The sequence below is a fragment of the Rhizobium fabae genome, assembly GCF_003985135.1.
Classification (GTDB): domain Bacteria; phylum Pseudomonadota; class Alphaproteobacteria; order Rhizobiales; family Rhizobiaceae; genus Rhizobium; species Rhizobium pisi.
The window spans coordinates 1-21,507 of record NZ_ML133658.1 but is presented as its reverse complement, the minus strand read 5'-3'; the positions used below and the strand labels follow the sequence as shown (position 1 = coordinate 21,507).

General features: G+C 62.2%; 19 protein-coding genes and 1 pseudogene. 4 read left to right on the top strand and 16 right to left on the bottom strand.

Annotated features, from left to right (window positions below; translation table 11 throughout):
- Window positions 1-29: 29 nt before the first annotated feature.
- Genes EFB14_RS25615 through bcsN form a run of 5 tightly spaced genes read right to left on the bottom strand, consistent with a single transcriptional unit; the run spans window position 30 to window position 9,131 of the window.
- A complete protein-coding gene (locus EFB14_RS25615) occupies window positions 30-2,402 on the bottom strand; it encodes a cellulose synthase (protein WP_126829400.1) in 2,373 nt (790 codons plus the stop codon).
- Window positions 2,399-3,445 carry a family 8 glycosyl hydrolase gene (locus EFB14_RS25610; RefSeq protein WP_126829399.1) on the bottom strand — a complete coding sequence of 349 codons (1,047 nt, stop codon included), beginning with the start codon at window positions 3,443-3,445 and terminating at the stop codon, window positions 2,399-2,401. The genes EFB14_RS25615 and EFB14_RS25610 overlap by 4 nt, the downstream gene beginning before the upstream one ends.
- On the bottom strand, window positions 3,442-5,904 hold the full coding sequence (locus tag EFB14_RS25605; RefSeq protein WP_126829398.1) for a cellulose biosynthesis cyclic di-GMP-binding regulatory protein BcsB: 2,463 nt from the start codon (window positions 5,902-5,904) through the stop codon (window positions 3,442-3,444). The genes EFB14_RS25610 and EFB14_RS25605 overlap by 4 nt, the downstream gene beginning before the upstream one ends.
- Window positions 5,901-8,093 (bottom strand): UDP-forming cellulose synthase catalytic subunit, encoded by a 2,193-nt coding sequence (gene bcsA / locus EFB14_RS25600; RefSeq protein WP_126829397.1) that lies wholly within the window; start codon window positions 8,091-8,093, stop codon window positions 5,901-5,903. The genes EFB14_RS25605 and bcsA overlap by 4 nt, the downstream gene beginning before the upstream one ends.
- 57 nt (window positions 8,094-8,150) lie before the next feature.
- Window positions 8,151-9,131, bottom strand: a complete 981-nt coding sequence (gene bcsN / locus EFB14_RS25595) for a cellulose biosynthesis protein BcsN (RefSeq protein ID WP_126829396.1) — start codon at window positions 9,129-9,131, stop codon at window positions 8,151-8,153.
- 394 nt (window positions 9,132-9,525) lie between these two features.
- Between bcsN and EFB14_RS25590 the strand changes: the two genes are divergently transcribed.
- The gene (locus EFB14_RS25590; protein WP_126829395.1) at window positions 9,526-9,840 is read left to right on the top strand and encodes a DUF1236 domain-containing protein; all 315 of its coding nucleotides are present in this window, start codon (window positions 9,526-9,528) and stop codon (window positions 9,838-9,840) included.
- 39 nt (window positions 9,841-9,879) lie between these two features.
- Here the strand turns inward: EFB14_RS25590 and EFB14_RS25585 are convergent, their stop codons facing one another.
- The gene (locus EFB14_RS25585; RefSeq protein WP_126829394.1) at window positions 9,880-11,526 is read right to left on the bottom strand and encodes an ATP-binding protein; all 1,647 of its coding nucleotides are present in this window, start codon (window positions 11,524-11,526) and stop codon (window positions 9,880-9,882) included.
- Window positions 11,527-11,694: 168 nt separating this feature from the next.
- Between EFB14_RS25585 and EFB14_RS25580 the strand changes: the two genes are divergently transcribed.
- Window positions 11,695-12,039, top strand: coding sequence for a response regulator (locus EFB14_RS25580; RefSeq protein WP_126829393.1), 345 nt, complete (start codon window positions 11,695-11,697; stop codon window positions 12,037-12,039).
- A gap of 13 nt (window positions 12,040-12,052) precedes the next feature.
- Here EFB14_RS25580 and EFB14_RS25575 read toward each other — a convergent pair whose 3' ends face one another.
- The 6 genes and pseudogenes from EFB14_RS25575 to EFB14_RS25550 form a co-directional block, all read right to left on the bottom strand.
- Window positions 12,053-12,589, bottom strand: coding sequence for a MerR family transcriptional regulator (locus tag EFB14_RS25575; RefSeq protein ID WP_126829392.1), 537 nt, complete (start codon window positions 12,587-12,589; stop codon window positions 12,053-12,055).
- A 150-nt stretch (window positions 12,590-12,739) separates the two neighbouring features.
- Window positions 12,740-13,078, bottom strand: a complete 339-nt coding sequence (locus tag EFB14_RS25570) for an integration host factor subunit alpha (protein WP_125846910.1) — start codon at window positions 13,076-13,078, stop codon at window positions 12,740-12,742.
- Between the two features lie 105 nt (window positions 13,079-13,183).
- Complete coding sequence (locus EFB14_RS25565) at window positions 13,184-14,155, bottom strand: beta-ketoacyl-ACP synthase III (RefSeq protein WP_126829391.1); 972 nt, start codon at window positions 14,153-14,155, stop codon at window positions 13,184-13,186.
- A gap of 19 nt (window positions 14,156-14,174) precedes the next feature.
- The gene (plsX, locus tag EFB14_RS25560) at window positions 14,175-15,221 is read right to left on the bottom strand and encodes a phosphate acyltransferase PlsX (protein ID WP_125846908.1); all 1,047 of its coding nucleotides are present in this window, start codon (window positions 15,219-15,221) and stop codon (window positions 14,175-14,177) included.
- A gap of 97 nt (window positions 15,222-15,318) precedes the next feature.
- Window positions 15,319-15,873: a YceD family protein gene (locus tag EFB14_RS25555; RefSeq protein ID WP_126829390.1), complete on the bottom strand. Its 555-nt coding sequence runs from the start codon at window positions 15,871-15,873 to the stop codon at window positions 15,319-15,321.
- 11 nt (window positions 15,874-15,884) lie between these two features.
- Window positions 15,885-16,474 (bottom strand): annotated as a pseudogene (locus EFB14_RS25550) (ubiquinol-cytochrome C chaperone family protein).
- Between the two features lie 187 nt (window positions 16,475-16,661).
- Between EFB14_RS25550 and EFB14_RS25545 the strand changes: the two are divergent.
- Window positions 16,662-17,195, top strand: coding sequence for an outer membrane protein assembly factor BamE (locus EFB14_RS25545; RefSeq protein WP_125846905.1), 534 nt, complete (start codon window positions 16,662-16,664; stop codon window positions 17,193-17,195).
- An 87-nt stretch (window positions 17,196-17,282) separates the two neighbouring features.
- Here EFB14_RS25545 and EFB14_RS25540 read toward each other — a convergent pair whose 3' ends face one another.
- From EFB14_RS25540 to ribH, 3 genes are all read right to left on the bottom strand, one after another.
- A complete protein-coding gene (locus EFB14_RS25540; protein ID WP_125846904.1) occupies window positions 17,283-19,421 on the bottom strand; it encodes a sodium-translocating pyrophosphatase in 2,139 nt (712 codons plus the stop codon).
- A gap of 196 nt (window positions 19,422-19,617) precedes the next feature.
- Window positions 19,618-20,100, bottom strand: coding sequence for a transcription antitermination factor NusB (gene nusB / locus EFB14_RS25535; protein WP_125846903.1), 483 nt, complete (start codon window positions 20,098-20,100; stop codon window positions 19,618-19,620).
- Window positions 20,101-20,103: 3 nt separating this feature from the next.
- The gene (ribH, locus tag EFB14_RS25530; protein WP_125846902.1) at window positions 20,104-20,559 is read right to left on the bottom strand and encodes a 6,7-dimethyl-8-ribityllumazine synthase; all 456 of its coding nucleotides are present in this window, start codon (window positions 20,557-20,559) and stop codon (window positions 20,104-20,106) included.
- A 346-nt stretch (window positions 20,560-20,905) separates the two neighbouring features.
- On the opposite strand from ribH, the gene EFB14_RS25525 reads away from it, so the two are divergent.
- Window positions 20,906-21,265: a hypothetical protein gene (locus EFB14_RS25525; protein WP_125846901.1), complete on the top strand. Its 360-nt coding sequence runs from the start codon at window positions 20,906-20,908 to the stop codon at window positions 21,263-21,265.
- A 15-nt stretch (window positions 21,266-21,280) separates the two neighbouring features.
- Here EFB14_RS25525 and EFB14_RS33265 read toward each other — a convergent pair.
- On the bottom strand, window positions 21,281-21,507 hold a 227-nt coding region (locus EFB14_RS33265), incomplete at its 5' end, for a hypothetical protein (protein WP_208661895.1).

Below are 21,507 nucleotides of genomic sequence, written 5' to 3'. Positions count from 1 at the left end.
AGTAGCGGAGAGCAGCGGCGGCGTCAACGTCAGTCGTTGACGTCGGGATGGGTGACGTTACGCAGGTCAGCCAGACCACGGGCAGCATCGCGGCTACCGGTCGCGGCGGCGGCTTCGAAGACGCGGCTCGCATCGCCGTACATTTTGAGATTGAGATAGCTGTAGCCACGCAGGACCATCAGGTCGATGCGTTCCTGCTGCAGCTGGGCGCACTGATCGAGATAGATGAGGGTTTCGCGGTAACGCCCGGCGTCAAAGGCTGAAAGCGCACGGTCGGCGAGAATCGCCACCTGCAGTTCGGCGGCGCGCTGGCGGTTCTGAGGCGCCTTGGTGGCTGCGACAGCGGCGTTGCTGGAAAGGCCGGCGCGCAGATAGGCGAGGCTCTGACCATAGGCTGCATCCTCACGAACCTTGCGGACCGGACTCTGCAGTGCCGCCTCGAAGGCCGCGATTGCCTCCATCGGTCGATTGATATCCATCAGGCACCAACCGCGCGACAGCGCATCGACCGGGCTAAGCTGCCCGGCATCGATGGTCGTCGAGCAGCCGCGCGTCTGGCGCGGGCCACGCTCGACGGTGACCGTCTGCATGACGGGCCTCGGTGGGCGAACGGCTGTTTCCGCCCCCGGCTGCACCTCGGGACGGCGCTCGACCGGAGACAGCTCAGCCGCGGCGGGACGTTGCTGCGGCGGCACCGATGGCTGGGGAGCTGGTTGCTGCGGGGCAAGCGCACCCTTCTCCGGCGGCGTGACGGCGTTCAGCATCAGCGACGAGGTGTCTTCGAGATTGGTGATGCGGGCCGAGCGGCCAGCCCAGGCCTGCTGGATGTTACGCACGCCCTTGCGGTCGCCCAGTTGCTCACGGGTGATGACAAGGCCATAGGCGGATGGTTCGTCGTCTGGCTTCCAGGCAAGCGCCGTCTCGAACCAGCGGGCGGCTGTCTGGAACTGGTTGAGGGAGCGGGCATACCAACCGAACTGCTGGGCCGTCGGCACATATTTCCGGGCGATGACTTCGGCGGCGATGCGGTGCAGCACGTCTTCAGCCAGATCGGCCGGCGGCTGCAGCGCCATCAGGTTGGCGGTAGCGGCAAGATAAGTAGCGGTCGCATCGTCTGAATCGGCGCGCCAGCGGAACATCACGTCCTCGGCTTCCTGAGGCGCCTTTCGGGCAATCAGCGCCAGGGCCAGCCCCTGCGAAGCAGCCGCCGAATCCTCCTTGGCGCGGGCGGCGCGAAACCATTTTTCGGCATCGGCATCATTGTTGCGGCGAAGCTGATACCAGCCGAGCAGCAGCGCATCGGAGGCAAGCCCTTCAGTCCCTGAAAGTTTTTCGACGCGGGCGACATAATCAGGCGCGATCGCGAGATTCGGGTTTTCATTGCCTTCGGCCATGAAGCGCCGCGCAAGGTTATCGCGGATCGCGTCGAATTCCTTGCTGCCGTCGGCGGCGGGCTTTTCCAGGGCGAGCAGCGCCTGCATCGGCTGGTAGCCAAGCAGCGTCGAGGCCTTTTCGACCGTCGCCTGCCGCTCGGCGGGATTGGTGCAGTTCTTCAGGATATAAGTGTAAGCATCCTGGCCGCGCTGCGCCCTCTCCGTCCGGATGAAGGCTTCGGCGACACGCCAGAGAACATCCACCTCGCTGCAGGTCAGCAGGCTCGGCGTTGCGGCAGCGATATCGACCACCGTTGTATATTGCTTGAGGTCCGAAGCGTTGACGAGACGCGCGCGGGCCTCGGCGACGTCAAGCCGGTCGAGCAGATCGGCCGGCGGCTGCCATCCGGCATCCGTTGCCTGGCGGTCGGCGATCGCCTTACGCAGCTCCGCATAACGGCTATCGGAATAAAGCCGCCACATGGCTTCGAGCTGCTTGTCGCCGTTCTGCGGCACGGCGAGCGGATCGGCCGGTGGAACCCAGTTCGGATAGAGCGCCTGAAGGCGAGAGATTTCGGCCTGCAGGCGCACCTTGTCGCCGCGGCTCGCGAAATAACGAAGCGCACTTTCATCGACGGCAGGCGGCGGCTGTGCCGCGGCCTGCTGCGGCGCCGGCGGCTCGGTAACGATGGGCGGGGTGACCGGCGCTGGCTGGGCGGCCGTCTGCGGCGCGACCGGTTGCGGTGTCTCGGGCTGCGGCGCGGCGGCCGTGGGTTCCGCGGTAACCGGCCCCGACGGCGGCGAGGAGGTGATCGCCTCGATCTTGTCGGCGACGGTCTGCACATTGAACTCGGGATTGGCGGCAGGAGCGTCCGTCGGCTTGATGCGGCCCATCATCATCAGCTCCGGCGCCGGCTTGGCGCCGGCCGCAAGACCGAACCGCTCCTGCAAGGCGGCACGATCCTTCAGCCCGGTGACGAGGGTCGCCACCACGACTGCCGCTGAAATCGCCACGAGAGAAGACTTCACAGACACTCCGGATGCTTCTCCCCGATATAGGCCAGTCCCAGCAGTTGAAGCGTGGACGGATAATAGAGCGTGGGTGCAAATTGCAGGGCAGAGACCGGCAGCTTGGTCCCGTCGACTACACAGGCCACAACATCGTTAACAATTCTATAACCTGGATCCGACAGCAAAGTCTTCGGCCGGCCGGTGGTCAGATCGATGGTGGCGAGGACGCCGTCCTGCGACATCCCCTGCCGCAAGCGGTTGAGCAGCGCCTTGTCGGTGACGCCGCCGCGGACGAGATAGAGCGGAATGCGGATGGCGTTGTAGGCGAATTCGGCGTCGAAGCCCTTCGCCGGTTGCGGTTTGGCGTGCAGGCTCACCCATTCGGCGGGAAGCCTGCGTGGGCCAAACTGCATGGTGCTCAACAGCGCCACGCCGTCTTCCGACAATGTTTTCCAGTCATCCGACGGGGCGAGCGCCGCCATCACCGGGATGGCCTCGTAAACCCAGTAGGACGGGTTGACAACGGGGCCGTCGTCGCGGTCGGCAGCGGCAAAGCCGTCGGTCCCCGGCATCAGCAGAGTGCGGCCCTCCGAACGAACCACCGTTTTGGCAAGCAGCGCCTGTGCCATGCGGGAGGCGGCCAGAATATAGTCCTCGCGTTTCCACGCCGTACCGGCAAGCGCCAGCGCATAGGCGATCAGCATGTCACCATCGGAGGCATTGTTTGTGTCGGTAACGTGCGGCTTGACGTTCGGATCCCATTTCCACACGGCCAGACCATCGTCACGCAGCAATAGCTCGGTGCGGGTGAAATACCAGATCTGCTCGAAATCGGCAGGGCTCGCTGCGAGATAAGCGAGAAGCAAGCCATAGCCCTGCCCTTCGCTGTGGCTGATATTGCCATTGCCGTTATCGATGATGCGGCCGGTTGCATCGAGAAATTTCGCCTTATAGGCGGACCATGCGCCAGCATTGATCATCGCCTGCTGCGCGATGGCAGGCGTGCCCGCGGGGGCAAGCGCGACTGTTGCCGCAAGCAGAAGCGCGCGCCACCTCCTCACTTCGACCGGCCCAGTCTTTTCAGCATGCGCGACGTGGTGAGGCCGATCAGCAGCAGGAAGACGACGAGCAGGAAAGCGTAGGAAAGGATATTCGACGACAGCCAGTTGGCGGCGATCAGGCGGTAATTGCCGATCGACCACGGGACGGAAGGCACGAAATCGAAGCGGGTGACGGGCACTGTCTCGATCTTATCTGTCTTGCTCGAATAGGTGGTAATGTGGCCCGCGATCTGCTGCCAGTTCAATTGCCCGGTCACGACCTCGAGCCCTTCGCGCAAATCCTTCGCCGACGGCGCCGTCACGAGGGTCCATGAGCCGCCTCCCGCAGGGCTGGAGCCTTGTGCGACCAGAAGCGTGGCCGCATTGGACGGCGTGAAAATCTCCTCAGCGCCGGGGATGAATTGCAAAGAACTGCGGGAAATGTCGAAATTGCGCCACAGCCATTCCCGGAAGGCGGTGATCCGGCTTCGCAATACGCCGCCGCTGACCTTGGAATTCCAGTGTTCGAAGGCCGTGCCGGTATCGACGACCCCGGTTTGCGTGTCGACGACGGGACGCCACGATGCCTGGCTGGCCGTGGAGATATTGGCCTGCGTCAGCGCGGTTGCCGGCATCTGCGAGATCGAGCCGATGAAGATTGCGTCACGATCGCCGATCGTATTCGGCGAGGCGACGGTCTCGATGGGGATGGGATGGCCGGCCATGATCGCCATCTGACCGAGCAGCGTGGCGGCGGCCGAAAGCGTGTCGGCATCGACGCGGTCGATGAAAAGCGGCGTCGGCTCCGTGTCCCGGCCATAGGGATAGGCTGTGCCGGCCATCGCAGCCAGATTCGGCCGCTGGCCGACGCGGGCAAAATCGGGAATGTGCAGTTCAGAGGTATCGAACAGGGCAAAGCGCGGATTGGCCCCGCCGGTCGCGCCCGGCGCGCAAGCCGCGTCGTCCTTGGTCATCAGGATCGCCTCGATCGCCACCGAATTGAGACCGGGCTTGAAGTGCCGCATCGTCACGCGGATCGGCAGATGGCGGAGAATGCCGCCCGTGGTCGTGGTGATCGGCACGGTGGAGGCAATGTTGTCGTTGACGTAGATATCGATGTGGCTGCCGGGCAGCACGTTATCGGTATAGGCGGCGTCGAGCAGCACCTTCGCCTCGCCGTAGGCATTGGCATAGAAATCGGCCGGAACGGCGACATTGAAACCGGTACGGAACCGCCGGCCCGAAAACTCTGTGGTCTTCACGCCGAGCTGCGACAGGGTGATGTTCGTATCGGAAAAGACGAGCGGCGCATTCGGCGCGCTCCAGCGCTCGGTGGTCAGCGCGTCGCGGCGGATATCCGAGGACCTGTCCGTTGGCGAGACGAGGGTATCGATCGCCGAGGAGACCGCCTGCCAGGAGGGACCGCTGATCAGAAGCACCGGCGAGCCGCTGCGCGGATCGGTGACGAAAGCGGCCAGTGCCGCGCTTTCGGCGCCGGGCGGCAGGCCGGGGAAAAGCGGCCGCAATTCCGCCGCGGTACCGACGAGCACGCTGAGCTTGCCCGGCCCAGCGGCCGGAAGCGAATCGGTGCCGAAAGCGAAAATCTGGTTCGGCATGCTGCTCAGCACCGACAGGCCCTGCGCAAGCCGCAGCAGCGGCTTGGTGGTTCCGGGCTGTTCCAGCGCCGGAACAACGATGTCGAACTCGGTCTTGCCGGCGCCATCGACGCCGATGGCGCGGATGGCGTCCGCACTTGACTGCTGGGCGGCGTCGATGCCGGCGAAACGCAGATAGGTTCCAGCCGGATCGATGTTCGACCACAGTTCGTAGGTGGATTGAATGTTGCAATCGGTGCGGTGGCGCTGATCGGCTTCAAAGGTGACGAGGTTGGCGCCCGGCTGCAGCAGGCCGGAGGGAACTTCGAACGTGACGGCGGATGGGCCATCCGGCGAGCCGACGCGCTGCTGGCCGATCGGGCGATTGTTGAGATAGACGGTCAGCGCCGATGCCTCAGGCGCAACGACGATCGAATTCTGGTAGGCGAAGGTAAAGCTTGCCTTGGCCGCCGCCTGCTCCGGCGTCAGATAAACGGACCACGAACGCCGGTCGTATTCGCCGCTGAGACTGAGTTTCGAAAAGGGCAACACATAACGACGGACATCGCCGGTGCTCGGGCGCGCAGCAGCATTCGCCGCCGCGGCAGGCTGGGGCGCCGGCACTGCCATCTGCGGCTGCACGGCGACCGGCGGAGGCGTGGGAATGGGAGCGGGAGCAGCCGGAGCTGCAGGCGCGGGTGTCACCGAAACGGGAGGCGTGACGGGAGCCGGCGCGGTGGCGGCAGGCGGGCGGGCGGGTGTCAATCTCGGGGCAACGGGCGCGCCGGGCGGCCGCTCGCCGGACATGTCGAAGGGCGCCGTCTGCGCCTGGACGAAGACGGAAGCATTCAGCAGGAGAAGCGAGGCAGCGACGATCGTTCTCATCCGGCGTTGACCTTTGCCGCCTGCTGCTGGGCTTCCCGCTCCGGCCGCATGCTGCGGAAGAAGTAAACGAGGCCGCGGCTGGTCTGATAGAACGACAGGCCGAGGAACCATATTGTGCCGCGGATGAGCCCGGGATTGCGCCGGCGCGACGTCTGGAACTGGGTCCACTGGTCGGAATTGGCGAACATTAGGTCGGCGATCAGGCGATGGTCGAGCGCGCTTTTCGGCACGTATTGACAGCCGAGATTGGTGATGTCGCCTGATGGCTCGATGTTGCGGACGATGAGCGGCAGGGTTTCCATATCCGCGCCGCTATAGGGCTGGAATCGGATCTCGCCTGGTGCGCCGATCATCAGCTCGTCGAGGTTCTTGTTGAAGACGTGAAGCCTTGCGCCGTGGACGGAGACATCCTCGATCGAGGCCGCGTACCACTTGCCGTTGGCACCGAATTCGCAGCGACGGTTGACGCGGACGCGGCGGGACAAGGCGCGTTCGCCGCGCTCCGACACGACGCCGAGCGCGCAGCCGGCCATGATCAGGTTGATGAGGTTCCATCCGCCGACGACGAGCGTGACGTCGGCCTTATAGGGCTCGGCATAGATCCTGTAGATGGTGATGATGAGCGCGACGATCTGCACGGCGAAGATGACGAAGAACGGACGGCTGATTTCCGACAGGCGGCTGACGGCAATCGACTCGTCCTTGGCCGTGACCTTGAAGGTCGGCTTTCTCGGATTGAGCATGACGGAGACGACGGCCGGCAGCAGATGCACGGTCTGGACATATTCGTAGAGCTCGGAAATCCACGGCCACCGGAACGACCCGTAGAGGTAGTTCTGCATCATCAGGTTCACGAGCATGTAGGCAAGCGTATAGGCAAGGAATTCGCCGCCGGAGGCGGTGAAGATTTCCAGATCGAAGAACAGGTAGAAGAGCGGCGCGAAAAGAAAGATCGTGCGCGGGAACGGGAAGAGCCAGAAAAGCGTGGAGGACATATAGCAGAAGCGCTGCGGGATCGTCAGCCCGCGCTTCAGAAGCGGGAAGCGGAAGCGCAGGATCTGCATCATGCCCTGCGCCCAGCGGCTGCGCTGGCCGATGAAGCTTGCGAAGGTGGCCGGCTGCAGACCGGCGATCAGCGGCTTGTCGACATAGATGCTGTTCCAGCCGCTGCCATGGAGCGCCAGCGCCGTCTCGCAATCCTCGGTGATGCTGATGCCGGAAAAGCCATTCTGGGATTCGAGCGCCCTGCGGCTCAGAACCGCAGCCGAACCGCAGAAAAAGGCAGCATTCCACTTATCGAGGCCACGCTGGATGATGCCGTAGAACATCTCGTTTTCGCTCGGCATCTTGTCGAAGGTCCGCAGGTTGCGCTCCAGCGGATCGGGATTGATGAAGAAATGCGGGGTCTGGACGAGGAAAAGCTTCGGGTCGTCGTCGAAGTAACCGACTGTCTCCAGCAGGAAATCGCGGGCCGGCGCGTGGTCCGCATCGAAGACGGCGATGAGTTCACCGGTCGAATGTTTCATGCCGTTGTTGAGATTACCGGCCTTGGCGTGCTCGTTGCGGTCGCGCGTGAGATAGGTGACGTCGAGATCCTCGCAGAGCTGCTTCAGCTCGATATGGCGGGCGGCAGCGGCCTGGGCCTCGAGCAGCTTGCCGGAATTGCGCTTCTGCAAAGTGCCGCCGTCGTCGAGCAGCCAGACATGCAGCTTCTCGGCCGGATAATCCATCGCCTTCGCGGCGGCCAGCGTGTTCCCAAGAAGACCGGCATCCTCGTTGTAGGATGGCACGAAGACGTCGACATGCGGGAAGCGCTCATTCTTGGCCGCCCGCGAGGGCCGCGACGGCAGCGGCGTGGCGACGATGAAGAGGCTGAGCGCCAGCATCGCGACGCTATACATTTCAGCAAGATAAAGCAGCAGACCGGGAATGAAATTCTCAGGCTGGTTCAGCGGCGGCAGTGTGTTGGTGGTGCGCCAGTAGACATAGCGCAGCACGATCGACGTGCCGAAAGCGAGCGCCACCAGGCGCCACGTCCCCTCGCCTTTCATAATCTTGATAAGCGCCATCACCGTCACGACCGTGATGCTGGTGATGAGCTGGGTCTGGAGGTTGACCGGCAAGGTGATCAACACGATCATGCAGAGCGAAACCACGGCCCATATGATGACACTGCGGGCTTTGCGCATCGACGTTCCTTCGAAATTGCTCAACCGGGACGCCATCCGGCGCTCCCGGCATGCTCATCATTTCCGGCAGGCGGCCGTCATGGCCGCGTCGCCTACGCAGTCTGGCGACGGCACGGCGGCGCCGATCGCCCTTGCCGATTGATCGCCCGGCACGGCTGCCGCATCCGGCTTCGCATTCGTCTGCGGCGTCTCGCCGGGCAGCGGCACGCGCGGGCCGACGGGTGCCGGCAGCGGCGCGACGCCCTGAGCCGGCTGCGCGGCCGAGGTACCGCGAACGGGAGCGGCTCGCGGCCGGCTGACAAGGGCGGGGGCCGGTTCATAGCCGATCGGCATCGGGCTGGCGCGATAACCGTCCTCGTCGGGATAGATCGGCTGACCGGTGCGTCCGAGCGCTGCGTCGGCAGGCGGCGCATGGCCGTACGGATTCCAGATCTCGCCGTCGAAAGTGCCGGTGACGGTGTAGCCGTAGACGATGCCGAGCAGCTGGCGCTCGCTCGCCCCGGCGTCGCAGAGACGCAGGCGCAGCTGGATCATGCCGAAATTGCGCGCCTGGGTATTGGCGGCGACGCTCGAACGGATCTGCTGCCAGGCATAGATGCAGGTGTCGCCGGCCTGGCTGCGGCCGGAGGCATAACCGAAGGGGCCGTAGCTGTTCTGCAGGAAGGTTGCGGATGTCGCCATCGGGACGCCCGGGGCCGAACGGGCCACCTCGCGGGCAATGCCGCTTTCGTTGATCATGCTGAAGCCTGCATTGCCGATGCCGGGATTGGCCCCGGAGGCGCCTAAGAACTGGACCTTCAGGAAATTCTGGCCGGGTACGGAGGATGAGGTAAACAGCGAGATATTCTGCTCGACGCCGTTTCCGCGCTTGCTCTCGACAACGCTGACGATCGATGGGCCTCCTGGCGGCGGCAGGACCAGCGCCTTTTCGGGCGCAACGGTCTCCGGCCCGGAAGGCTGGCGCACACCGCCTGTCGATGTGCAGCCGGCCATCATGCCCGCCACGGCCACCAGCGATATCGTCTTACGCAAGTGCATGTTTCGAGCCGCCGCAATCGTCTTTCCAGATGTCCATTCGCAAGCCGAAACGCGAGGGATCTTCGAATCAACGACCAGCAGGCCGTTCATCTGACATAAACCGCCAACATGGTTAACCAAACGTAAAGAACCGAGCCATGGCATCGCCGGACGAACCCGTACTGGACATTGTTCGCACTACTCAACCGTATGATGCGTATATCGATTCGCCAACAACTTAATCGTTCTCTCCCCGCGTTTGTCCACCCGGCAATGGCCCAAGCGCGCGCGTCTTTCGAGCGAGAATCTCGACCACCATTCGTCGCCACGCCGATCCGCGCTGCGAGAAGCAGGCACGGGAACTATGCCGGATTGTCCGCGTTGCCTTCATGTCTGGGTAAAAAGGAGAACTTCCATGCACAAGATCATGGTGGCTGCGGCCGCCGTGCTTAACATTAGTTCCGCCGCCTTCGCGCAGAGCACCGTCATCGTCATCGACCCTGCAGCGACAGGCTCCGTTGTATTGCCTGGCGAGGTGCGCACATATGTGATGGAGCAAAAAACGCCGTCCGTCGTCTATGACGGCGATATCGTGGTCGGTGCGACGCTGCCGGATACCGTCGAAGTGCATACGGTGCCAAATGTTGACGGCTACGCCTATACCGTCGTCAACAACCGGCGCGTGATCGTCGAGCCGCAGACGCACCGCGTGATCCAGGTCCTGGAATAACGCGCTCAGAGATTTTGAGCGTGCGGCCGCGTTGCGGCCTCACGTCCTTTCGTCTTCCGTTCTCACCGGCACATTCAGAAGCTCGCGGATCTTGTGAGCCAACTGCTCGAGGCTGAAGGGCTTGGCGAGCAGGGAGACGCCGTGATCGAGCACGCCGTTATGGACGATGGCATTCCGGGTATAACCCGTTGTGTAGAGAACCCGGATTTTCGGCCATTTTTCCTGAACGATGTCGGCAAGCTGCCGTCCGCTCATCTGCGGCATGACGATGTCGGTGAAGATCAGGTCGACGGCGGCATTCTGCTCGAGAAGCACAAGCGCCTCCATGCCGCTCGCCGCCTCCAATACGGTGTAACCCAGTTCATGCAGGCTTTCGGCGGTCATGCTGCGGACGTGCTCGTCATCCTCAACCACCAGAATCGTGTCGTTGACGCTCCCTTGGGGGATCGGCAGGGCGCCCATAGCGCCGAACCGGGCGCCCGTTGCGCCGACATGGCGGGGAAGATAGATCTTCACCGTCGTCCCCCTGTCGATTTCCGAATAGATCTTGATGTGGCCGCCGCTCTGCTTGATGTAGCCGTAGACTTGGCTGAGGCCGAGACCGGTGCCCTTGCCGGGTCCCTTGGTCGTGTAGAACGGGTCGAAGGCGCGGTCGATCACTTCGGGCGACATGCCGGTGCCCGTGTCGGTGATGCTGATCATAACGTACTGACCAGCCTCGACCTCGGAATGCATGCGCGCATATCGCTCGTCGAGTTCGGTATTGGCGGTCTCGATGGTCAGATGACCGCCGCCGGGCATGGCGTCGCGGGCATTGACGGCAAGGTTCAGAATGGCGTTCTCGAGTTGGCTGAGATCGGCAAAGCTCGGCCAGAGGCCGCCGGCAAGAACAGTCTCGATCCGGATCTGCTCGCCGAGCGTGCGCCGCAGCAGCTCCGACATGCCGCCGACCAGCTTGTTGGCATCGATGATCTCCGGGGCAAGCGGCTGCTGGCGCGAGAAGGCGAGAAGACGTGCGGTCAACACGGCCGCCCTCTGCGCGCCGTCCCTGGCATTCTGGATCGAATTCAGCAGGCGGGGATCCTCGTTTCCGGTCATGCGCCGCTGGGCGAGATCGAGACTGCCAATGATGATCGCGAGCATATTGTTGAAATCATGGGCGACGCCGCCGGTCAGTTGGCCGATCGTCTCCATCTTCTGCAACTGGCGGACCTGCGCCTGGGCGGCGGCATTCTCGTCCATCTCATGCTTGAGCGCGGCGGTACGCTCGGCCACCGTCTGTTCCAGGCGCGTATTAAAGCTGTTGAGTTCGCTGCGAAGGCGGCTCTGCCGGTCATGAGCGACGATGATCATCTCCATCAGGCCGACGATGATCGCGGCATTGACGAGATAGGTCGACAGGCCGACCCATTGCCCGGCGCTGACCGGCCAAAAGACATTGTGCGGCTCGACGAAAAACTGCTGGACGATGAAGCCGGCGACCACGGCCGCGACAAGGCCCGGCCCCGCGCCGCCGATGAAACTGGCGAGCAAAATCGCCGGAAGGAAGCTGAGGAAGGGAAAGCCGGAAAGATAATCGCTGGCCGCGATTCTCAGAAGAAACGTCAATCCAACCGCGGCAAGCGCCAGCGGATATGTGTAACCGGGCCTGTGACGCAACCAGTCTGTGGCACTCAGCAAATCCATCCCAGGCCTCTTTCCCTCCGCTTCTGAAACGGTATCCCAGCTTTTGCACATCGAATTTCACCCGGCAATATGCTCTTTCTCACACTGCGGGGCAGCACGTCTTGACGAGCGTCGGAAGCGGTCCACATAACTTTCATGCCCGGCAAGGGGAAATGGGTGAAAGGGATCATGAAAGACATCTTCATCGTCGAGGACGATACGCTGATTGCCATGTTGCTCGAGGACATGCTCGGCGATCTCGGCTATCGGGTCTGCGCAAGCGCGCCCGATCTGGAACGGGCGCTGACAACCGCCAAGGACTCGGAGTTCGACGCCGCGATCCTCGACGTCTCTCTTGCCGGCCGCAGTTCGCTGCCGGTTGCAAAGCTGCTCGACGAACGCGGCAAGCCCTATCTCTATGCAACGGGATATGGCAGCGCCCCGGAAGGCAGCGCAGGCACACTGCCGGTATTGCGGAAACCCTTTCAGCTCAGCGAGCTCGAACAGGCGATGAAGCGGCTTACCGAAGCCTGACCTGCCTGTCAGCTCAGCGAACCTGGTCGAGCAGGCGTTTGCACTCCAGGAGATCGTAGAGCGCCTCCTGCAGCAACGCCCTGTCTTCCTTGCCGACGCTCGACTTGCCGATCGAGACCTCCGGCTGGTCGTCGTCTCCGGCGACGAAATTGAAGAATCGGCGGGTGATAGGCGGTTTGGCGCGGCCAACGATCTGGTCTTCTTCTGCCATGCCGACGCGCGGTTCGCCCGCGTCCTGTACGCCCGACGCAAGCGCCTCGACGCTGGCGAGATCGCCGTGGCCGACCGATATGACGAATTTGTTGCCGTTGGTTTTCAGGAGCTTCTGCACGCCCTTGATCGTATAGCCGTGATCATAGAGCAAATGCCGGATGCCCTTGAGGAGATCCACATCCTCCGGCCGATAATAACGACGGCCGCCGCCGCGCTTCATCGGCTTTATCTGCGGAAAGCGCGTCTCCCAAAAGCGCAGCACATGCTGCGGCAGATCAAGATCGTCTGCGACTTCGCTGATGGTGCGAAAGGCATCGGGGCTCTTGTCCAACGTCATACTGCTACGCGACCTCGCGGCTCGATCCAACGGCGACTCATCATATTTCAACGGTTTGGCGCCGACAATTCAAGTCATGTCTCGACGTTGCGCACAACGGATGGACAAAACGAGAGGAAAAAACTGCCGTTCCGAAACGGAAGGCAGGGATCAGGAAGCCGGATTCTGCGGCTTCAGCTTGATCTTGCGCGAGACGTGCGCCTTGAGGATGCGCGTCTTCAGCACGTTCGACGCCTTGAAGGTCATGACTCGGCGGGGAGAAATCGGAACTTCCTCGCCGGTCTTCGGGTTGCGGCCGATTCGCTCGTTCTTGTCGCGCACCTGGAAGGTCGCGAAGGAAGAAAGCTTGACGGTTTCGCCCCGCACGATGGCGTTGCAGATTTCATCAATGACGGTTTCGACCAACTCGGCGGATTCGGTCCGGGAAAGCCCGACCTTTCGGAAAACGGATTCCGCCAGGTCTGCTCGCGTCACTGTTTTTCCGGTCATGGTTTCCCCGCCCATTACAAATATTTTGTGAAAGCGGACGAAGAGTATTTGTCTTGCGCCTCACGGTCAAGCTCTTGTTCGCCGCCAGTTTTTTAGGATTCGTGCTTACCAGCGCAGCAGAACGGCGCCCCAGGTGAAGCCGCCGCCCATCGCCTCGAGCATCACTAGGTCGCCCTTCTTGATGCGGCCGTCGCCGGCAGCGGTCGCAAGCGCGAGCGGGATCGAGGCAGCCGACGTATTGCCGTGCAGGTCGACTGTTATGACGACCTTCTCCGCATCGATGTTCAGCTTCTTTGCCGAACCGTCGATGATGCGCCGATTGGCCTGGTGCGGCACGAGCCAGTCAAGGTCTTCGGCAGTGGTGCCGGTCGAATCGAAAGCAGCCTGGATAACATCGGTGATCATGCCGACGGCATATTTGAAGACCTCGCGGCCTTCCATGCGCAGCTTGCCGACGGTGCCTGTCGAAGAGGGGCCGCCATCGACATAAAGCTTGTCCTTGTGCGAACCGTCGGAACGCAGATGCGCGGTCAGCACACCGCGATCGGCTGACGTGCCCTCGCCTTCGGCCGCTTCGAGCACGATCGCGCCGGCGCCGTCGCCAAAAAGAACGCAGGTGGTGCGGTCGTTCCAGTCGAGGATGCGCGAAAAGGTTTCGGCGCCGATGACGAGAACGCGCTTTGCAAGCCCGCCGCGGATATAGGCATCCGCCGTCGTGACCGCATAGACGAAACCAGTGCAGACGGCCTGGACGTCGAAGGCGAAGCCGTGGCTCATGCCGAGGCGGTGCTGGATATTGACCGAAGTCGCCGGAAACGTGTTGTCGGGCGTCGAAGTGGCACAGATGACGAGGTCGATATCGGCGGGCGTCAGGCCGCCATTGGCAAGGGCTGCTCGCGCCGCCGCCTCGCCGAGCGAGGCCGTCGTCTCATCATCACCGGCGACGTAACGCTGGCGAATGCCGGTGCGCTGGACGATCCAATCGTCCGACGTATCGACGATGGCCTCCATGTCGCGATTGGTCATCACGCGCTTCGGAAGTGCGGCTCCGAACCCGCGAACCACTGAACGGATCATATTGATTGAACCCTGTCGCTCATGCAGCTTCCGGACCCATGGGGGGCAGCCGCTTGGCATGATATTTCTTAAGATCGTTTTCTATTTTCTGATTGAGGCCGTTCTTGGCCATGTCATAGCCGACTTCGATGGCCGCAGCGATGCCTTCGGCATTGGCCCCGCCATGGCTCTTGATGACGATGCCGTTCAGGCCGAGAAAAACGCCGCCATTGACCTTGCTCGGATCGAGCTTCTCACGAAGCATGTCGAAGGCGCTCTTGGCAAAGAGGTAGCCGATGCGGGCGAGCAGCGTGCGCGACATGGCGGCACGCAGATATTCGGCGATCTGCTTGGCGGTGCCTTCGGCGGTCTTGAGCGCGATATTGCCGGAGAATCCTTCGGTGACAACGACGTCAACGGTGCCCTTGCCAAGGTCGTTGCCCTCGACGAAGCCGGAATACTCGAGCGAATCGATGTTCGCCTCGCGCAGCAGCCGCCCTGCCTCCTTGACCTCCTCCTGGCCCTTCACCTCTTCGACGCCGACGTTCAGAAGACCGATCGTCGGACGCTCGATCTCGAAAAGCGCGCGTGCCATGGCGCCGCCCATCAGGGCGAAATCCATAAGCTGCTGGGCATCGGCGCCGATCGTCGCGCCGACGTCAAGCACGATGCTCTCGCCCTTCAGCGTCGGCCAGATCGCGGCGATCGCCGGACGCTCGATATTGGCCATGGTGCGCAGACAGAACTTCGCCATCGCCATCAGGGCACCGGTGTTGCCGGCCGAAACCGCGACATCGGCATCGCCTGTCTTCACCGCCTCGATCGAACGCCACATAGTGGAGATGTAGCGGCCGCGGCGCAATGCCTGGCTCGGCTTCTCATCCATGCTGACGGCGAGCTCGCAATCGTGGAAAACCGATTTTTCCCTCAATTTCGGAAACCGGGCGAGAACCGGGTCGCACTGCTCTTTGATGCCGTAGAAAACGAAGGAAATATCCGGATGCCGATCCAACGCCTTGGCGGCACCTGGGATGACAACCTGGGGACCAAAGTCGCCACCCATGAGGTCGATAGATATTCTGATCACGCGTCCCTGATCCTTCTTTTCGCCGAGGGCGAAATTTCGGCCAAAATACCGGTTTTGTCGTCGCTTACAACTGAATAGTATCAAATGCCAGCGAAGCTTAATCCTTTTTCCAGTCCTTGAGGGCAGCGAAAGCGGAGGGCTTTTTATCGTTCTCGCCGCTATCCTCGATATGGCCGGCGAATGCGATGCCTTCCTTGCGCGGATAGGGGTCGATCGCAAGGGCGGCGAATTCCGCAACCACCTCTCCGGCGTCGATCGTGTCACCCACGAAGGTCTCGGGCAGATCGGGACCGTCGGGATCAAGCAGCATCTCGCCGGCGTCGTTGCCCGGCTGGCGGGCGAGCTTGGAACCCTCGGGCACGAAAATCTGTTCGAAACTCTCGTCGATCGCGGCTTCGACCGGCTCCAGCGTCACGACGCAGGACTGGACGATCTTCGCCTGCACGCGACCCTTGACGCGAACGCCGTCGCGCTTCCAGCGGCCGATCTGTAGGTCGGCGCGCAGACCGTCGACGGAGGCGACGCTCCAGGCCTCGGCAAGCGCCTTCAATTCGCTGTCGTCGGCCTCGATATGGACCTCGACAGGATTGGCCGAGATATGGCCGACCTTGACTTGATAGGAGAAGGGAACATCGTCCCGATCGTGCTTCATTGCTTCCTCCTTCAGGCAACAGGCGGGAGCGTTGCCGAACCGGTGGCAATCACCTCTTCCGGAACAGCCGAGAGATGGGATTCCGCAGCCACCATCCAACCGGCGAGGCCGGACATATCGGCCGGCGTCGCGGTTTCGGGGTAAATATTGCGCTCAAGGGCAAGAGCAAGCGCCTCGGCGTCGCCCGCGTCCATCGCCTTCGAATAGGCTTCGAGCCGGCCGTAAAACATGCCGGCGAGCTTTTTCATGCGCTTCGGCACACTGTTATCGCCGATGCCGAGCTCGCGAATCGAATAGTCAATATCCTGGAAGAAGGCGTCGACGATCTCCTGGGCGATCTCCTGGCCGCTTACTGCGGAGGCGCGTGTGCGGCGAAAAAACAGAATCATGGCGATCGACAGCATCTCGAAACGACCCATGACCGTGTCCGGCACATTCAACCGCTCATAGAGATCAGGCACGCGCGCGGCGGCCGTCAGCGCGGCATATTGCCTGTCGACGATCGCCTGATTGTTGTTTTTCTTGCGAAACAGCCCGAAGATCATGTTTTTTCCGGAAATGCCTCATTCTTCGCGCCGGCTGGCGTCCGGCCTTGTTGCATGATTTCGAAAGCTGGTTTACCGAAGCAGGCGCGAATTGCAATGCTGATCGTGACCAGTTTCGGGACGGCGCTCTCAAGACGCCGGCGAAGCGAATTCGGTACACCCGACTCGGAATGGCCACAATGGTTTTGCAGGAGGAAAGCGTGTAAGGCCCCAAACGGCTGCTATCGACACTCAAGGGAGTAGATGTCGTTGAAGAAACGGTATTTCAAGTCTGACATGAAATTCTTCAGCAGCGCGGCCATTGCCTTCATAATCGCCTCCACATCAGTTCTTTCGGGCTGCCAGACGAGCACGGTGCTCAACGGTGGCTATATCGTCGACCAGCAGTCGCTGAACTTGGTTCCGGAAGGGTCCAGCCGCGAGCAGGTGCTGCTGTCGCTCGGCACGCCGTCGACGACGGCGACTTTCGACGGCGAAGTCTTCTATTATATCTCACAGCGGCGCACACGCGCCGTCGCCTTCCAGAAACTGAAGGTCGTCGACCAGAGCATTCTGGCCGTCTATTTCGACAAGGACGGCGTCGTCAACCGCCGTGCCAACTATACGCTGCAGGACGGCAAGGTGTTCGACACGATCTCGCGCGTCACGCCGACCGGCGGCAAAGAACTCACCTTCTTGCAGCAGATGCTCTCCGGCGGCAGCGCCGCGAGCGCTGCCCGCAGCCTGTTCGGCGGTGGCGCCGGCGGCACGCCGCAGAATCCGAGCAGCCTGCGCTGATCGGAAATGTCTTCAACGAAAAACCCGCCGGATCGCGCCGGCGGGTTTTTTAATGGTCGCGGTACCGCAGCGCCTGGGTGGAACGGATCAACCAGCGAGAACGGCGAGCAACAGCAGCGCCACGATATTGGTGATCTTGATCGCCGGATTGACGGCGGGGCCGGCGGTATCCTTGTAGGGATCGCCGACCGTATCGCCGGTGACGGAGGCCTTGTGCGCATCCGAGCCCTTCATGTGACGCACGCCGTCCTTGTCGACGAAACCGTCCTCGAAGCTCTTCTTGGCATTATCCCAGGCGCCGCCACCCGATGTCATCGAAATGGCGACGAAGAGGCCGTTGATGATGACGCCGAGCAGTGATGCGCCGAGGGCGGCGAAGGCCGAGGCCTTGGAACCGGAGATCAGCAGCACGCCGAAATAGACAACGATCGGCGCCAGTACCGGTAGCAGCGACGGGATGATCATCTCGCGGATGGCGGCCCTGGTCAGAAGGTCGACGGCCTTGCCGTAGTCCGGCTTCTCCGTGCCCAGCATGATGCCCGGCTTCGCCTTGAACTGACGGCGGACTTCCTCGACGATCGCGCCAGCCGCACGGCCGACGGCGGTCATTGCAATGCCGCCGAATAGGTAGGGGATGAGACCTCCGAAGATCAATCCCGCCACCACGTAGGGGTTGGAAAGATCGAAGGAAATTTCGCCGATGCCGGCAAAATAAGGGAACTTGTCGCCATTCGCCGCAAAATACTTGAGGTCGTAGGAGTAGGCGGCAAAGAGAACCAGTGCGCCGAGACCAGCGGAACCGATGGCGTAGCCCTTGGTGACGGCCTTGGTCGTATTGCCGACTGCGTCGAGCGCATCGGTGGATTTGCGTACCTCCGGCGGCAGATGCGACATTTCGGCGATACCGCCCGCATTGTCCGTCACCGGTCCGAAAGCGTCGAGCGCGACGATCATCCCGGCTATGCCCAACATCGCCGTGACCGCAATGCCGGTGCCAAACAAGCCGCCGAGCTGGTAGGTGGCGAGAATGCCGCCAACGATGACGATCGCCGGCAATGCCGTCGATTCCAGCGACACGGCGAGGCCCTGGATGACATTGGTGCCGTGACCGGTGACCGAAGCCTGGGCGATCGAGACGACCGGGCGCTTGCCCGTGCCGGTATAATATTCGGTGATCACCACGATCAGCGCAGTGACGACGAGGCCGATGACGCCGCAGAAGAAGAGGTGCGCGCCCGAGATATCGACGCCACCGACGGAGCCGATCGATCCCCAGCCGATCGTGAGCGAGGTGGCAGCACCGAGGCCGACGATCGACAACAGGCCGGTGACGATGAGGCCCTTGTAGAGGGCACCCATGATCGAGCCGTTCGAGCCGAGTTTGACGAAGAAGGTCCCGATGATCGAGGTGATGATGCAGGCGCCGCAGATTGCCAGCGGATAAACCATGGCAGACTGGAGGATCGGCGCCCCGGCGAAGAAGATCGCGGCGAGAACCATGGTGGCGACGACCGAGACCGCATAGGTCTCGAAAAGATCCGCTGCCATACCGGCGCAGTCGCCGACATTGTCGCCGACGTTGTCGGCAATCGTTGCCGGATTGCGCGGATCGTCTTCGGGAATGCCGGCTTCCACCTTGCCGACGAGATCGCCGCCGACATCGGCGCCCTTGGTGAAGATGCCGCCGCCGAGACGAGCGAAGATCGAGATCAGCGAAGCGCCGAAGCCGAGCGCCACCAGCGCATCAATGACTTCGCGCGAGCCGGTCTCATGCCCGAGCCCGACGGTCAAAACTGTGTAGTAGATGGAGACGCCGAGCAGCGCGAGGCCAGCCACCAGCATGCCGGTGATGGCGCCTGACTTGAAGGCGATGTCGAGACCGGCTGAAAGGCTAGCGGAAGCCGCCTGGGCGGTGCGCACGTTGGCACGGACGGAGACGTGCATGCCGATGAAACCGGCAGCGCCTGATAGTACGGCGCCGATCAGGAAACCGACGGCGGCCGTGGCGGAAAGAAGCAGCCAGGCCGCGATGAAAACAACGACGCCAACAATGGCAATGGTTTTGTACTGGCGGGTCAGATAGGCCTGAGCGCCTTCGCGGATATAACCCGCGATCTCCTGCATGCGGCTGTTGCCCTGATCGGCTGCAAGCACCGACCGGGTCGCCCAGGCGGCATAGACCACCGAGAGCAGACCGCATGCGATTACGCATAAAAGGATCGTCATTTCGCTCTTTCCTCCCATAGGCCGGAGCTCACTCCTTCTCCGGCAGAAACGCCGCCGAATCGCCTTCCTCTCCACAGAAACGCCACACTCAGCGGTGCGGAGATTGCGTGGTCGATCACGTGGCGTCAAGACCGCAACGGGCGAAAACCGTTGCAGTGCGAAGAAAGAGACAGGAGGTTGTTTGGCGGCTAAAGAGCTACTTCTTCGTCTCGCCGCGGACCTGCTTTGCGATGCGGTCGAGCACGGCGTTGACGAGTTTCGGCTCGTCGTCGTCGAAGAAGGCCTGGGCGATCTCGACATATTCGGTGACGATGACCGCCACCGGAACGTCCTTGCGGTCGGTAAGTTCGAAGACGCCGGCGCGCAGGATGGCGCGTACGGTGCTGTCGAGGCGCGACAACGCCCAATCGTCCTGCAGCGCTGAGGCGATCAGCGGATCGAGACGGACCTGATCGCGCACAACACCGGCGACGATGGACCGGAACCAGGCGGCATCGGCCTTCAGATAGGTCGCGCCGTCGAGTTCCTGCCCGAGGCGGTGAGCCTCGTATTCGGCCACGATTTCCAGAACGCCGGTGCCGCCGATATCCATCTGATAAAGCGCCTGGACCGCAGCAAGGCGGGCAGCGCCCCGCTGGTTCGCAGTCTTGACCGGCCGATCCGTCTTGTCGTCGTTCATTCGTTATGCACCCAGTTTCTGCTTCAGCCCGATCATCGTCAGAGCTGCGCGAGCGGCAAATCCGCCCTTGTCCTTGTCCGAGCGGCGTGCGCGCGCCCAGGCCTGTTCGTCGTTTTCCACGGTCAGGATGCCGTTGCCGATGGCAAGGGACTCGCTGACCGCGAGATCCATCAAAGCGCGCGAGGATTCGTTCGATACGATATCGAAGTGATAGGTCTCGCCGCGGATGACCATGCCGAGGGCGACATAGCCGTCATAATGCGTGCCGCCATTGTCGTCTCCATCGAGCGACATGGCAATCGCCGCCGGAATTTCCAGCGCACCGGGAACGGTAATGACTTCGTAGGTGGCGCCGGCTTGATCAAGCGCAAAGGTCGCGCCTTCGAGCAGGGCGTCGGCCATGTCGTCGTAGAAGCGGGCCTCAACGATCAAAATATGGGGAGCGGTCTCTCTTGGCATGGTTCACCTTCGGTTGGTGGGGCATTTTCCACTCGGCAGGCCGCGGTCAAAACACGCCTTCGTGCGAATGGCAAGCAATTTCGCCGGATGCCGCAACACGGAAAGAGGAAATATCCGCAAAGGGATAGCGGAGCGCGCCATGCACTGCCGGGCAAGCGCTCAGAACCGGCTTTGCCCGATGCCTTGAAAACGGCAATTCAAAGGCAGTTTTCATGAACAATTTTTAATTGATTTTCAGTGGCTTAAGCCATTGAATCGCGAAGGGCGTAGCGCCAATTCGATATGGTGACGCAGACGATCCCCTGCAACGACAGCTGACCGTCATAGCAGATGAAAGGATACAATCATGAACCGCGTTGTCACAATCACCGTCGCCGCAGCCCTCTCCTCCCTCGCATTCACAGGCGTCAGCCGGGCCGAAAGCCTGGGGATGAATACCGACCAGGGCATCGAGCAGACGCTCCGGACCTTCCAAGGCAATGATTTCAATGTCGAGCAGGTCTACAACTGGCGCAATCTCGACGACGAGACGACCGGCCCGCGCTCGGCGCCGCAGCGTTCCGGCCAGGCCATTCGCGGCATCCAGGCCTCGATCGACGCCAACAAGTCGCTTGCCCACCGGCTCAACAACGAAGGCGTCGATGTCCGCAATATCGTCAATGCCGAACAGGCGGCGGACGGAAGCCTGACTTTCTACGTCCGCTGACGGCTTCACCGAAAGTCACGGCGCGACGCTCCAAGCATGGGCGGCGGTCTCCTCTCCGCCCATGCGAGGTATCTTCCGGAAAGCCATTGATTTTTTCCCCGTGATGATCGTTTCTCCTCCTGCAACAGGAGGTGGCATGAAAGAGGCCGCGCCCAGCATTGAGAGAACGGATTTCTGAGATGCAGATGATCTTGGGACAGTCACGCCTTGCGCTGTTTGGCCTACCTTACTTGGGTTTTCGC